At 31.4% G+C, this 13,580-nt stretch carries 11 protein-coding genes; 9 read left to right on the top strand and 2 right to left on the bottom strand.

All coding sequences use genetic code 11. The annotated features are described in order from the left end of the window. The first annotated feature begins 17 nt into the window (after window positions 1–17). The 3 genes from QZQ55_RS01940 to QZQ55_RS01930 all read left to right on the top strand — a co-directional run bounded on the left by QZQ55_RS01940 (window position 18) and on the right by QZQ55_RS01930 (window position 3,856). On the top strand, window positions 18–1,028 hold the full coding sequence (locus QZQ55_RS01940; protein WP_295089247.1) for an acyltransferase family protein: 1,011 nt from the start codon (window positions 18–20) through the stop codon (window positions 1,026–1,028). A 50-nt stretch (window positions 1,029–1,078) separates the two neighbouring features. Next, window positions 1,079–1,267 (top strand): hypothetical protein, encoded by a 189-nt coding sequence (locus QZQ55_RS01935; RefSeq protein WP_295089244.1) that lies wholly within the window; start codon window positions 1,079–1,081, stop codon window positions 1,265–1,267. A gap of 168 nt (window positions 1,268–1,435) precedes the next feature. Next, window positions 1,436–3,856: a GH25 family lysozyme gene (locus QZQ55_RS01930; RefSeq protein WP_295089241.1), complete on the top strand. Its 2,421-nt coding sequence runs from the start codon at window positions 1,436–1,438 to the stop codon at window positions 3,854–3,856. Window positions 3,857–3,927: 71 nt separating this feature from the next. On the opposite strand, the gene QZQ55_RS01925 is transcribed toward QZQ55_RS01930, so the two are convergent. Then, complete coding sequence (locus QZQ55_RS01925; protein WP_288706090.1) at window positions 3,928–4,845, bottom strand: glycosyltransferase family 2 protein; 918 nt, start codon at window positions 4,843–4,845, stop codon at window positions 3,928–3,930. Between the two features lies 1 nt (window position 4,846). Further along, window positions 4,847–7,396, bottom strand: coding sequence for a YfhO family protein (locus QZQ55_RS01920; RefSeq protein ID WP_295089238.1), 2,550 nt, complete (start codon window positions 7,394–7,396; stop codon window positions 4,847–4,849). A gap of 196 nt (window positions 7,397–7,592) precedes the next feature. Here QZQ55_RS01920 and QZQ55_RS01915 point away from each other — a divergent pair, with 196 nt between their 5' ends. From QZQ55_RS01915 to QZQ55_RS01890, 6 genes are all read left to right on the top strand, one after another. Then, a complete protein-coding gene (locus tag QZQ55_RS01915) occupies window positions 7,593–8,051 on the top strand; it encodes a GtrA family protein (protein ID WP_295089235.1) in 459 nt (152 codons plus the stop codon). 124 nt (window positions 8,052–8,175) lie between these two features. Continuing rightward, complete coding sequence (locus QZQ55_RS01910) at window positions 8,176–9,621, top strand: sugar transferase (protein WP_295089232.1); 1,446 nt, start codon at window positions 8,176–8,178, stop codon at window positions 9,619–9,621. 13 nt (window positions 9,622–9,634) lie between these two features. After that, on the top strand, window positions 9,635–10,411 hold the full coding sequence (locus tag QZQ55_RS01905) for a DUF4422 domain-containing protein (RefSeq protein ID WP_295089229.1): 777 nt from the start codon (window positions 9,635–9,637) through the stop codon (window positions 10,409–10,411). Next, window positions 10,411–11,988 (top strand): peptide ABC transporter substrate-binding protein, encoded by a 1,578-nt coding sequence (locus QZQ55_RS01900; protein ID WP_295089226.1) that lies wholly within the window; start codon window positions 10,411–10,413, stop codon window positions 11,986–11,988. The genes QZQ55_RS01905 and QZQ55_RS01900 overlap by 1 nt, the downstream gene beginning before the upstream one ends. 15 nt (window positions 11,989–12,003) lie before the next feature. Next, window positions 12,004–13,275, top strand: coding sequence for a hypothetical protein (locus QZQ55_RS01895; protein ID WP_295089223.1), 1,272 nt, complete (start codon window positions 12,004–12,006; stop codon window positions 13,273–13,275). After that, window positions 13,268–13,580: NAD(P)-binding protein (locus QZQ55_RS01890; RefSeq protein ID WP_295089220.1), on the top strand; the 313-nt coding region annotated here is incomplete at its 3' end. The genes QZQ55_RS01895 and QZQ55_RS01890, both read left to right, overlap by 8 nt.

Here is a 13,580-nt window from a genome sequence, read left to right as displayed (position 1 = left end):
AATATGGAGGTTTATTTATGAACATTGTTTTAATACTTGCTTGTATAGCTGTATTCTATAATATCGATTTACTCAGCTATAATTCAGAGTATCTCTCAGTACAGCAAACAAAAAACTTAAAAGGGATATTTACACTTATAGTATTATTCCACCATCTTGCGATATTCGCAGGTGTAGGTGATATCTATACTATCTTTATTAATTCTGGATATATTGCGGTAGGTGGATTCCTATTCATTTCTGGATATGGCTTAATGTACCAATATATGCATAAAGGAAAAAATTATGTAAAGTCATTCCCTAAAAGAAGAATACTCACAATACTTATTCCATCTGTTGCAATGGCTATTGCCTATTTTATATTGAAACAATACAGATATGGTTATACCTTAGGTACTCTTATTTATGATTTTAAACGAGGGGCATCAGTTATAAGTAATGGCTGGTATATCAATGCGATTATTTATTTCTATATCACTTTCTTTATTTCTATGCTTCTTTGTGAACTGATTAAGAAACGTAGATTTATGATCATCTTTACTTTTATCGCAACATATCTCTATATATTCTTATGTATGAAGTTCAAGTATGAAGATCATTGGTTTAGTGCAGCCTTTGCTTTTTATTTTGGTATTGTATGGGCCATGTTTAAATCTAGAATTGATTCTAATCTTCAGAAATCAATTCCGATTATTATTGGTTGTCTATTTGTCTTCTATTATGTATTGAATGTATTTGCGCCATTTAAGTATGGCTGGATAGAATTCAAATGTTTAATGTATCTTGCAATTATTGTGATAATGGGAATGAGAATAAAGCTCCAAAGTCCACTTATGGAATGGGTAGGAGATCATTCTTTAGAAATTTATTTGGTTCATGGTTTATTCTTTGAAATATTAAGAAATAACCATATTAATATAGTAGATAGCTTTGAATTCATGGTTACCTTATTCATACTTACATTTATATCTTCCTATGTGCTTCATAAGATATTCACATTCATAAATAAAAGAATCATAAACAGTTAAGAGGAGTGTTTATCACTCTTCTTTTTTTATGATGAGGTCGAGTGATATATATGAATAAGATATTAGTAGTAGAAGATGAAGAAACAATATTGAATCTAATAAGAATCAGTTTGAAAGAAACAGGTTATAAAGTATATAAAGAACATGCGAAAAAAATGAGTAAAAATTTTCGCTTAAAAGAATATATAAATATAAATATAGTGAAAATACAAAATAAGCCATTGTTAAAATATAAGTAAATATATAAAATAAGCGAAAAAAGTTGACGTAAGGGGTTACTGATTCTAAGTGTTGATGTTATAATGGGAACATATGTTATAGATTTCTAATAAAATGTCTTTTTTTGTGAATGTTTGGCATTGATTAGAACGTGTTAGAGTTTTATATACATGAAGGAGAACACGCTTATGAAAAAAATATTTATGAAGTTTTGTGTTGTAGTTTTATCTTGTTTTATGGTGTTCAATACAGCTTATTTACCATCTTATGCAGAAGATGAAATGAGCTACTATGAACAGAATGACCTAGCAAACAGCTTTAGATATGCGGATGGTCAGATGAGGGATAGAGGTCGTGCAAATTATGCTGCACGTGCTTCAGTAAATTCTGGGTGGCCTGAAGATTCAAGAGCTATTTCTAAGGGAATTGATGTAAGCTATCATAATGGCACTATTGACTGGAAGAAAGTAAAACAGTCAGAAGTGGAGTATGCGATTATCAGATGTGGTTATGGTACAAATGATAAGAGTCAGGATGATAAGAAGTGGGAAGAAAACGTAAAGGGATGTGTAGACAACAATATCCCTTATGGGGTTTACCTCTATTCTTATGCAGATACTGTAGAGAAAGCGTCTAGTGAAGCAGATCATGCGATTCGTTTATTACAGGGTAAGAAGTTTAAGTATCCTGTTTATTATGATTTAGAAGAAGATAAGTTGCGTGATAAGATCAGCAAGAAAACTATTGCGGATATTGCACAGACATTCTGTGATAAGTTATCTGCAAAAGGATATACTGTTGGTATTTATGCGAATAAGGATTGGTTTACTAATTATTTAACTGATAGTCGTTTTAATAATTGGACTAAGTGGGTTGCACAGTATAATAAAGTTTGTAATTATCAGGGTAAATATGATATGTGGCAATGTTCTTGTACTGGAAAAATATCTGGTATCTCAACTAATGTAGATTTAAACTATTCTTATAGTCCATTTGAAAATTCATATGGTGGTGGTAATACAAATAATGGTGGAACTACTACTAAGTACTCTGATGGATTAAATGAAATTCAAGGAGAATTATACTACTTTAAGAATAATCGTATTGATACATCTTATAGTGGACTTGCTACTTATAAGGGAGATACATATCTTGTTACAAAAGGTATGGTAAATAAGACTCAGTCAGGTCTTGTACAGTATAATGATGAATGGTATTTATTAGACAAAGGTGAAGTAAGAATAGATTATACTGGACTTGCTCAATATAATAATGAATGGTACTATGTTGATCATGGACGTGTGAATAGAAATTATTCAGGTATCACGAAATACAATAATGAATGGTTCTATGTTGATAAAGGACATTTAGATTGGAGTTATAATGGATTAGGTCCATCTGGTGATACTTATTACTATATTAAAGATGGACGTGTAAACTGGGATTACTCAGGACTCGCTCAGTATGGTAACGAATGGTATTATATTGAGAAAGGTAAAGTGAACTGGAATTATACAGGTCTTGCACAGCATAATAATCAATGGTTTTATATTGAGAATGGTGTGTTAAATTGGAATCATTCAGGTATTGTGGAACACAATAATCAGTGGTTCTATGTTAATAAAGGACGTCTAGATTGGAACTATACTGGTTTAGGTCAGTCAGATAATGATTGGTACTATATTGTAAAGGGACGTGTGAACTGGAACTATACTGGTCTTGTTCAGCGTGGTAATGAATGGTTCTATATTGAAAAAGGTAAGTTAAACTGGAATCACTCAGGAATTGTGGAATACAATAAACAGTGGTTCTATGTTGAAAAAGGACGTCTAAATTGGAATTATACAGGTCTAGGTCAGTCAGATAATGATTGGTACTATATTGTACGTGGACGTGTTAATTGGGGCTATACAGGTCTTGTTCAAAAAGGCAATGAATGGTTCTATGTTGAAAATGGTAAGTTAAATTGGGAATATACAGGACTTGTTCAGAAAGGTAATGAATGGTTCTTTGTTCGTAATGGTCGTTTAGACTGGGGTTATACAGGTCTTGCTTGCAATGGTGAATACTATTTCTATGTTAAGAATGGACGTTTAGACTGGAGCTATTCTGGTTATGCACAGATTGATGGTCAGGGCGAATATTATGAAGTAAGAAATGGTAGACTTGTTGGCGGTACTTTAACTTTAGCTAAGATGCATGGTGTTGCGAATAACCAAGATAGCCCTACAAACTATATTGCGATTGTAGATAGAGCAGCACATCGTGTAGGTGTATTTAAAGGAAGTAAGTATAATTGGGCAGATGCAAAGTATTATAAATGTTGTGTTGGTAAACCATCAACACCAACAGTAAGTGGTACTTTCTATGTAGGCTCTAAAGGTAAATACTTCGATACAGGTTCAATAGGTAGATGCTGGTATTATACACAGATTACTGGTAACTATTTATTCCATTCAGTCATCTATGATAGAAAGCCATCTCCAAAGAAAATTATTGATAACTCAATGGATGCAGCTGTATCTCATGGCTGTGTAAGATTAGATCTAGAAAACGCAAAATGGATCTATGACAACGTTCCAAAGAAGACTAAAGTTATTATTTATTAACACTCAGGTTCCTCCTATTTGGGAGGACCTTTTTTTACGCATAAAAAAGGATGTGATTTATCACATCCGTTCTAACATTCTTCTGAAACAATAAACTTAGGTCTGCCTTTGATTTCATCATAGATCTGGGCAATATAGTAACCGATAATACCAAGACAGATCATGATAATACTACTAGAGAATAACTGAAGTAGAATAACTGTAGTAAAGCCTCCTAAAGCTGTACCGTTCACATATTGAACAATTGAGTTAATACCAAATATTACAGAGATAAGTAACATGATAAAACCACAAATAGTGACAATCTGCATAGGTGCAGAAGAGAAAGAAGTAATATTAAGTATTGCATACTTAATGAGTGATTTAGTAGACCACTTAGATTCCCCTGCTTCTCTTTCAGCTACTCTAAATGGAATCTGTGTTGTCTTGAATCCTACCCATGAAGATAAAGCTCTAAAGAAAGAATTCTTTTCCTTCATATTAAGTAGTACTAACATTACTTTTCTATCAAGAAGCTTAAAGTCTGATGCATTCATCATATCGATATTAGTCAACTTAGAGATAATCTTATAGAAAGTATTAGCCATAAATCTATGTATACCTGATTCTTCTCCTCTATCCTCTTTGACAGCTTCTACAACTTCATATCCTTCCTGCCACAATTTATACATTTCTACAATCTTAATTGGTGGATGTTGTAAGTCACAGTCCATAACAACACAACAATCCCCTTTTGCATATGTTAGACCTGCAGTAATCGCTGATTCTTTACCGAAGTTTCTAGAGAAATGAACACCTCTTACATGTTCATGTTTTTTTGATGCTTCCTGAATTCTATTCCATGTATCATCTTTAGAACCATCATCCACAAATAAGATTTCATAAGGAATCTTATGTTCTGTCATGATATCTACTACAACATTTGCGGTATTATCAATTAATAGTCCTTCATTATAAGATGGTATTATAATACTTAATAAACCTTCCATTTTAGTTCTCCTTACAATATTTTTTTCTATAGATTGCACTTACGATTATAAACAATATTGCGCCTGCTGTTAAGCCAATACCGAGTTTTTGGTGCTTTGTATGATATTTCATAGTAATTTTATTAGTGCCAGAGTGCAATTTAATGGCATATAAGCAATTTCCAAATGACTTCACTTCTGCCTTTTCATTATTGACTAATACATCCCAACAATCATCTACAGGAACAGATAAATATAAATAACTATCTTCATCTTCTGCATTAACTGTTGTATCAATAGAACCATTCTTCATTGAGATGTTTACTTCATTCTTACGTGCTGTTTGAGCACACTGATCTAATACACTTAAATCTAATGCATAGAAATAAGCATTATCATAATTAAAATTAGAATCTGCAGATTCAACTCTTAATTTTGTATTTGAGTTATTTGTCTCAATATGGAATACAGTAGGTGATAACCAGCATGCATACTTAGTAATCATATCTTTACCGTTATAAACATAAGATTCTGATTCTGAATTCCAAGGGATAAAGCCATAATAAACCATATTCTTATAGTTAGAAGTGTTTAAGTTGATTTCTGTATTTGAATCATCCTTCTTTACTACTGAATATTTAATAGGTTTATAAATATCTTTTGAAGTATTGAATAATTGTTTAAATAATAAGTTCTGATAATCAAATGGGTTCAAATAGCCTTCTTCATTCTTAATTTCATCAAAGTTATTACATGTAAATGCGAGAGGCATATAGTATGGGTTTATATATGTATACTTATCATTTAACTTAGTATTGTTTTTCTTTACTAGACCAGTGTAGTTTTCAGAAGTTAATACATATTTTACACCAAGTAATGAATCAATACCTAACATAGATGTATTTGTGACAGTTAAACAATCTGCATAAGTAGGATAACCACACTTATTTAAGAAGTTTAACTGTGTACCATCAGGTGAGGAAGTATATCCACTTGTAGACATATATCTATATGATAATGGTTCATCATAGTTGGCAGTTAAATTACCTTCATACATAACTCTATTAGATGTCTGTGTGATTCTATAGTTTGATTGATCATCATTCTGTATATTACGAATGATCTTTTCCTGATTCTTTCTATATGATGTATATTCCAAATCGTTCATGCATAAAGAATTTGCAAGAAGACCAGAGTTAATACCTAAATCAATAGAACCTACAATAAGTAATATTACAAGAAGTAACTGTTTTGTCTTTTGTTTAGCCATTAACTGACTAGAGATATATAAAGCAGTTAATACAATGATGAATGATACAGTTAAGTAAGCATTAATCTTTTCTTGATGCGTATAATGACGAGTTAATACAATATTTAATATTGAGAATACAATCGCAACAGCACCAGTTATCACAATATTCTTCTTTTCTTTCGCATATACACAATTGTATGTAGCTAAGAATAAAATAAAGAATTCAACAAGGAATGAATATCTATAGTTATAGCTTCCTACAAATTTAAAGAGGGAGAACACTAAATAAAGTGGATGCCAGTAGAGACATAGAAGTATTCCGAATAAGAATATACCAAGTACAACCTTTACTTTTACTTTGATTTCTCTGTTGAAGAATACTGATAGTGCTAGCACTATCGCAAGTCCTCCACAGAATAAAGCCGCAAATCCTAAATCACTATGAGCCCCATAGCTATACTTAGGAATAACACTTAACATATTGCCTACAAAAGAGAAATCTAATAAATCTCTAAATGAAAGACTTCCTCTAGGACCATTAGTTAAAGCACCAATAGTTGGTAAGAATAAGACTGCACTCACCATAACACCGAGAATCATGGCAAACACATATCTAATACCCGTTTTAATAAACTGCATAAATGTCATTTTGTTTTCTACTGCATATAAACAACATTCTAATAAGAACCAGATACCAGTAAAGACACAGCTGATTCCAGCCATATACCAGTTAAAGATGATAGCTAAACCAACTGCAATAGATAGATTCCAGTTCTTCTTTCCCTGCACAATATAATAAACCTGTAATAACATGAAAGGTAACATATACATGCCATCTAACCACATGATATTACTTGCCTGGAAGAAACTATATTGACATAAACCATAACCACAAGAAAGAAGAATAAAGAGAATACTATTTTCTTTATATGATGTTTCAAATCTATTTGTGATAAAGTATGCAAAAGCAATAGATGCCAATGTAAGCTTTAATGCGACTACAATATTAAAGAATGTATAGAGATTTGCATTAGAGAAAAACAACAATAATAGATTAAATGGTGAAGATAAATAATAGCTAAATACAGCTACATTTGATCCACCCAATGTTTTCCCAAAACTATAAGTAATTGAGTTCTTTCCTGCAATAACGTCCTTTAGATAGGAAAAGAAATCAATATACTGAATATTTGCATCCATTACAGCTAATGTTTTAGTACCAAATGGTGCAAAACCACTCACTGCATAAATGCATAAAATAATTAATAAAGTAATTAGTCCTGATAGGAATATAATCTTACTTTTTTCTTTTTTATTCATAAGAACCCTCTTGAATTCAAACACAATAATTATAGCATATCCTACTCTATAATACGATGTGATAGTTATGATATTACATTATTTAAAGGTATATGTATCAAATTATTTTGTGAATTTCTCTGTTTTTTTTGATGTATACACTTAAATAGAATATAATGGTTACGTATGTGACCAAAAAACAAATAAGGAGAGTTTTATGAAAAAAGATAAAGATATATTTGATAGAATTATGGAGTGGAAGATCCTTAGCATCTTCAATCCATTTTATAAGAAATATAAAGAAGTATTATTGTATTTATTCTTTGGAGGTTTAACTACTATTATTAGTATTGGTTCTTATGCATTCTTTGATGTAAGTATGCATATGGATCCAATGGTTGCAAATATTTTCTCTTGGATACTTGCAGTATTATTCGCTTATGTGACAAATCGTATCTGGGTATTTGATAGTGATGCGGAAGGTATAAAGGGTATTATCCAGGAAATGTTTTCTTTCTTTGGAGGACGTGTTGCAACGCTATTAATGGAAGAAGTTATTCTATATGTTGGTATTAATCTGTTGAGTATGAATAGTATTGGTGTAAAGGTTGCAGCACAGATTCTTGTACTAATTGGGAACTATTTAATAAGTAAGTTATTTGTGTTTAAAAGATAATTACACAGAAATTACACATAGATAGCGCTGTAATAAGGTATAATAATGGCAATGAAGTGAATTATAGACTATTTTGTGGTATAGTAATTTATGTATGAACTTAAAAATAAGGATGTGAAAAAAGATGTATAAAAGGAAATTAAGAGGATGGGCGAAGCATTTAGATTTCTTAATTGCGGATCTTATCTGTCTACAGCTGGCTATTTTTCTAGCTTACTATATGCGCCATGGAATACTTGATATATATACAAGATCATTGTATGTCAATATTGCGATAGTCATGACACTATTAGATATGTTAATTATTATATTCTTTAATATTTTAAAGAATATTTTAAAGCGTAATAACATCACAGAAATGATAAAGGTAATAGAGAAATCATTATTATTAATGGTTGTTTCTACTGCTTATATTTTCTATGCGCAAAAAGATGATGTATCACGTTTAACTTTAGGTTTTACATGTGTATTTGATGCAATGTTTACTTACATTGTGCATTGTGTTATGAAGCCAATTGTAAGACGTAGAAGAAAGAATAATAAGAAGTCATTGATCGTGATTACAGAGTCTGAGTTTATTGATTCTATTACAGAGAACAAGAAAACATTTGGTTTAGATGAATACCAGAGTGTTGGTTTTGCGGTTCTAGATAAGAATATGGAAGGTCAGAAATCAAATGGTTGGTCTATTGTGGCGTCTCAGGATACTGTCATAGATTATGTATTAAGACAGTGGATGGATGAAGCATTAGTGATTCTTCCTAGGGAAGATGTTTTCTCTACTTCTTTAGTTAAAGACTTAGCTGAAATGGGTCTTGCAGTACATGTAGAAATCAGTGAGTATAACTCATTAAAGGGTTATCGTAAACAGTTTGAAAGAATGGGTGAAAACCAGGTATTAACTGTCAGCATGAACTCCATTAATGAATATGACTGGATTGCCAAGAGAATTTTAGATATTATTGGTGGTTTAGTAGGCTGTTTGATTACTCTTATTTTAACTATCTTCTTAGCTCCTGCTATCTTTATTGCGTCTCCAGGACCAATCTTCTTTAAACAGAAGAGAGTTGGTAGAAATGGTAAAGTGTTCAATATGTATAAGTTTAGAAGTATGTATATGGATGCTGAAGAGCGTAAGAAAGAGCTTATGGCTCAAAATAGAGTTAAAGATGGTATGATGTTCAAACTTGAATATGACCCTCGTATTATTGGTTGTAAGAAGAAAGCCGATGGTACTATTAAGAAGGGTGTTGGTAATTTCATTAGAGACTGGTCTTTAGATGAATTCCCTCAGTTCTTCAATGTATTAAAGGGTGATATGAGTTTAGTAGGTACAAGACCCCCTACTCTTGATGAATGGAATAAGTATGAATTACGTCATAGAGCACGTCTTGCATTTAAGCCAGGTATTACAGGTATGTGGCAGGTAAGTGGTAGAAGTAATATCACTGACTTTGAAGAAATCGCAAGATTAGATAAAGAATATATCAAAAACTGGAAGTTCAGTCTTGATATTCAGATCTTATTTAAGACAGTACAGGTCGTTTTCAAAAAAGAAGGATCAATGTAAAGGAGTTATGAATATGCCATCAGTAAAGATTATTATTGCGACACATAAGAAGTATCGTATGCCTGATGATGAGATGTATATTCCTGTACAGGTTGGTGCAGAAGGTAAGGATGATCTTGGATATACACGTGATAATACAGGTGATAATATCTCTAATTTAAATTCACAGTATTGCGAATTAACAGGATTATATTGGGCTTGGAAGAATTTAGATGCAGATTATGTAGGTTTAGCACATTATCGTAGACATTTTAGAGGTAAGAAGAAGACAAAGGATCCATTTGATTGTGTTCTTACTTCTAAAGAAGCAGAAGAATTATTAAAGAATAATGATATCTTAGTGACTAAGAGACGTAATTATTATATTGAAACAATCTATGATCATTATGTTCATACACTTTATCCAGAACCACTAGATGAAACAAGAAAGATTATTGAAGAAAAGTGTCCAGAATATTTACATGCTTTTGATAAGCATATGAAAGAAAAGACAATGCATGCTTTTAATATGTTTGTGATGAAGAAAGAATATTTTGATGCTTATTGTGAATGGTTATTTGATATTCTATTTGAACTCACTAAGAGATTTGAAGGTGCTGAATATAATAGTTTCCATGCACGTTATCCAGGTAGAATTAGTGAATTATTATTAGATGTCTGGATGATGGAGAACGGTTATGCCTACAAAGAAGTTCCATTTGTATATATGGAAAAGATCGATATGTTTAAAAAGGGAATGGGATTCTTAAAGGCCAAGTTCTTACATAAGAAGTATGGGGAGAGTTTTTAATGAAGTTGTTTAAGAAAATAGTAACACTTGTACTCGCAATGACTTTAGTGACAGGATGTTCTTTGACTAATAATGCAGATTCACAAAAGGTATTTAATTTTGCGGATTCTGGTTATGTGACATCTTTAGATGCATCAAAGGCTATTGATGAAACATCTACAAATGTGATTCAGGCATTTGGTGACGGTTTATATGCTTATAATGTGAAGAGTAAGTTAAAGCCAGCTATTGCGAAGAGTAAAGAAGTGAGTGAAGATGGCAAAACATATACTTTTGAAATTAGAAAGAACGTGAAGTGGTCCAATGGTGATCCTGTGACTGCAGAAGACTTTGTATATGCATGGAAGAGAGCCTTATCTATGCGTTCTGAAGCATCTAAGTTATTGACATCTTATGGTGCAGCCATTGCAGGTGCTGATGACATTTATAAAGGTTTAAAACCTGTAGATACTTTAGGCGTTTATGTGAAGAATAAGAAGCTTGTTGTACATTTACAGTATAAAACAACACGTTTTATGGATTTAGTGACTCAGCCAGTATTCTTCCCATTAAATCAGAAGTTTGTAGAAGCACAAGGAGACAAGTATGCAACTTCTCCTAAGACATTATTATCATGTGGGACATATAAGGTGTCTTCTATTTCTAAAGATAAGATTACTTTAAAGAAGAATAAGACATGTTATTTCGCAAAGAAGTCAAATATTGATCAGGTTAATATGCTTTTTGGAATCAGTAATGATGAAAAAATCAAACTGTTTGATGAAGGCAAGATTGATTTCGCATCAGTGACTGGTGAAAAAGCGAAGAAGTATGATGAAAAAGATTCAAGTACTGCAGATTCTGATAGTGTTATGTGGGATTTAGTGCCTAATTTCAAGGACCAGTATTTATCAGACTTAAGAGTGCGTGAAGCAATGTCTTCATTACTTAGAAGAAATAAATATGATAAAAATGTATTGAATGACGGAACTAAGAAAGCTGAAGGCTTACTTCCTATGGGTATCTGTTTCAACTCACAGAAGCAGTTTATGAGAGATGCTTGTAAATATAAATTGAAGTATAAGAAGAAAGAAGCAGAAAAGTCATTAAAGAAGCTTCTTAAAGAATACAAGTTAAAGAAATTCACATTTACTTTAACTTATAGTAAAGATTATCCACAGGCTAAGGCAATTGCAGGTAAGATTAAAGAAAATCTTGAAGCTACAAAACAATTCAAGGTGTATTTAAAAGAAGTGAATACAGTGGATTATGAACAGGCAGAATTATCTTTATTACGTATTAAAGGTACTTGTAATGATGCTTATGATTATTTAGCCCCTCTTGCAGTTAATAATCAAGGTATTAATCATTATTCTAGTAATGAATTTAATAACTTCTTTACAGCTGCAGTCAATGCACAAAGTCAGGATGAACGTTATTATGCATTCTTAAATGCGGAAAGAGTTGCAATGCGTGACTATGCATTCATTCCTGTGATTCATCAGGGACAGAGATACGTAATTAATGTAAGTGTCACTGGTCTTATTTGTAATTTTAGTGGCGCACCATATAGCTTTAGATATATGAGTATGCATTAATTGAGGGGGTATTCAATGATCAATAAAGTAAAGACATTTATACAAAAGTTAACGACAACACAAATGGGTTTAGTCGTTTTAGCTATTTATTATTTTACATTATTCTTAGATATCACTACTTTAAGCTTTAGTTTTTCTAAGGCAACCACTTTATGTAAGTTGTTGAGATATGTTTGTTATGTGTATTTCTTGTTTGTAATATGTAAGAAACTAAGAACTTTAGACTTAAAGAGTTATATAAACAAAATTAAAAATTTTGATAAGAAACAGTATTTTGTGGCAGGTGTTGTGTTACTTGCATTGTTCAGTATTGTGATGAACTTATTACTCACTAAAAACAAAGCATGGGTTTTCTTATTATTTACACTTATTTATGCAAGTTGTTTTGATTTTGTAGATGTATTAAATACAATTTTCTCTGCACAATTTATTTCATTGATTCTTATTACAACATTAAGTTCATTTGGACTTATGCATGATTATGTCAATATGAGAGCTGATGGTACAATGAGACATTCTTTAGGATTTGGTTATCCTACTTATTTATCTCAGTTTGTTCTATTTACGATTCTCTATTATTCATATAAGAAGAACTTTAAGATCAGCCCTGAAAAGCTAGGCTTATACCAGCTTCTTATTGTATTTTCTTATTTCTTGACAGATTCAAGAACAGAAATGTTGATATCAGAATGTGTTCTTATTGGTATTTTTATGAATTCTGCAGGTATTCTTGATAAATTCAAGAATGTAGTAGAATTCTTAAAAAAAGCCTATGCGACATGTTTTCCATTATTCCCAATTGGAAGCTATGTTCTTGTAATGTTGTATGGATTCATCTTCAATACAATGAATGTGAATAGTATTATCTTCAAGATTGCACAGAAATTCAATCATATATTCTCAAATAGACTTTATCAGACATTCTATGATTTTAAACGTTATGGTTTAAGTTTATTTGGCTCAAATATTGATTTAGTAGGTTATTTCCTTACTAAAGAGAATGAGGGCACTATTATTAGAAGTAATTTCATTGATAATGAGTATATGAGAATCTTATTTGAAAATGGATGGATTTTCTTTATCGCATTCTTTGCGATTATTGCGATAGTAATTTGGTATCTATATAAGAATAAAAAAGATGGATTACTATTTATTTCATTTGTGATTACAACATCTAGTTTAATAAATCCTAGATTATTTACTATCACAGTTTCAGTTATGAGTTTTATGATTATTCCAGTATTACATGATTTACTATTTAACCAAGGAGGACACGTAGATGAGTAAATATGATTATCTAGTAGTAGGATCAGGTCTTTATGGTGCAATCTTTGCGCATGAAGCCAACAAGAGAGGAAAGAAGGTTCTTGTCATTGATAAGAGACCTAACATTGCAGGAAACATCTATACAGAAGAAGTAGAAGGCATTAATGTACATAAGTATGGTGCACATATCTTCCATACAAATAATAAGGAAGTATGGCAGTATATCACCCAGTTTGCAGAGTTCAATAGATTCACTAACTCACCTGTTGCAAACTATAAGGGAGAACTTTATTCTCTTCCATTCAACATGTATACATTCAATAAGA

Origin of the sequence: uncultured Catenibacterium sp., assembly GCF_900540665.1 — a bacterium.
GTDB lineage: Bacteria > Bacillota_I > Bacilli_A > Erysipelotrichales > Coprobacillaceae > Catenibacterium.
Note: the sequence above shows the minus strand (reverse complement) of the source record. Positions and strands in the feature narration are given on the sequence as shown.

Bases quoted from the DNA above. Each gene is read 5' to 3' on its own strand.
- QZQ55_RS01940 (WP_295089247.1), top strand. From the start codon at position 18: ATGAACATTGTTTTAATACTTGCTTGTATAGCTGTATTCTATAATATC.
- QZQ55_RS01935 (WP_295089244.1), top strand. From the start codon at position 1,079: ATGAATAAGATATTAGTAGTAGAAGATGAAGAAACAATATTGAATCTA.
- QZQ55_RS01930 (WP_295089241.1), top strand. From the start codon at position 1,436: ATGAAAAAAATATTTATGAAGTTTTGTGTTGTAGTTTTATCTTGTTTT.
- QZQ55_RS01925 (WP_288706090.1), bottom strand. From the start codon at position 4,845: ATGGAAGGTTTATTAAGTATTATAATACCATCTTATAATGAAGGACTA.
- QZQ55_RS01920 (WP_295089238.1), bottom strand. From the start codon at position 7,396: ATGAATAAAAAAGAAAAAAGTAAGATTATATTCCTATCAGGACTAATT.
- QZQ55_RS01915 (WP_295089235.1), top strand. From the start codon at position 7,593: ATGAAAAAAGATAAAGATATATTTGATAGAATTATGGAGTGGAAGATC.
- QZQ55_RS01910 (WP_295089232.1), top strand. From the start codon at position 8,176: ATGTATAAAAGGAAATTAAGAGGATGGGCGAAGCATTTAGATTTCTTA.
- QZQ55_RS01905 (WP_295089229.1), top strand. From the start codon at position 9,635: ATGCCATCAGTAAAGATTATTATTGCGACACATAAGAAGTATCGTATG.
- QZQ55_RS01900 (WP_295089226.1), top strand. From the start codon at position 10,411: ATGAAGTTGTTTAAGAAAATAGTAACACTTGTACTCGCAATGACTTTA.
- QZQ55_RS01895 (WP_295089223.1), top strand. From the start codon at position 12,004: ATGATCAATAAAGTAAAGACATTTATACAAAAGTTAACGACAACACAA.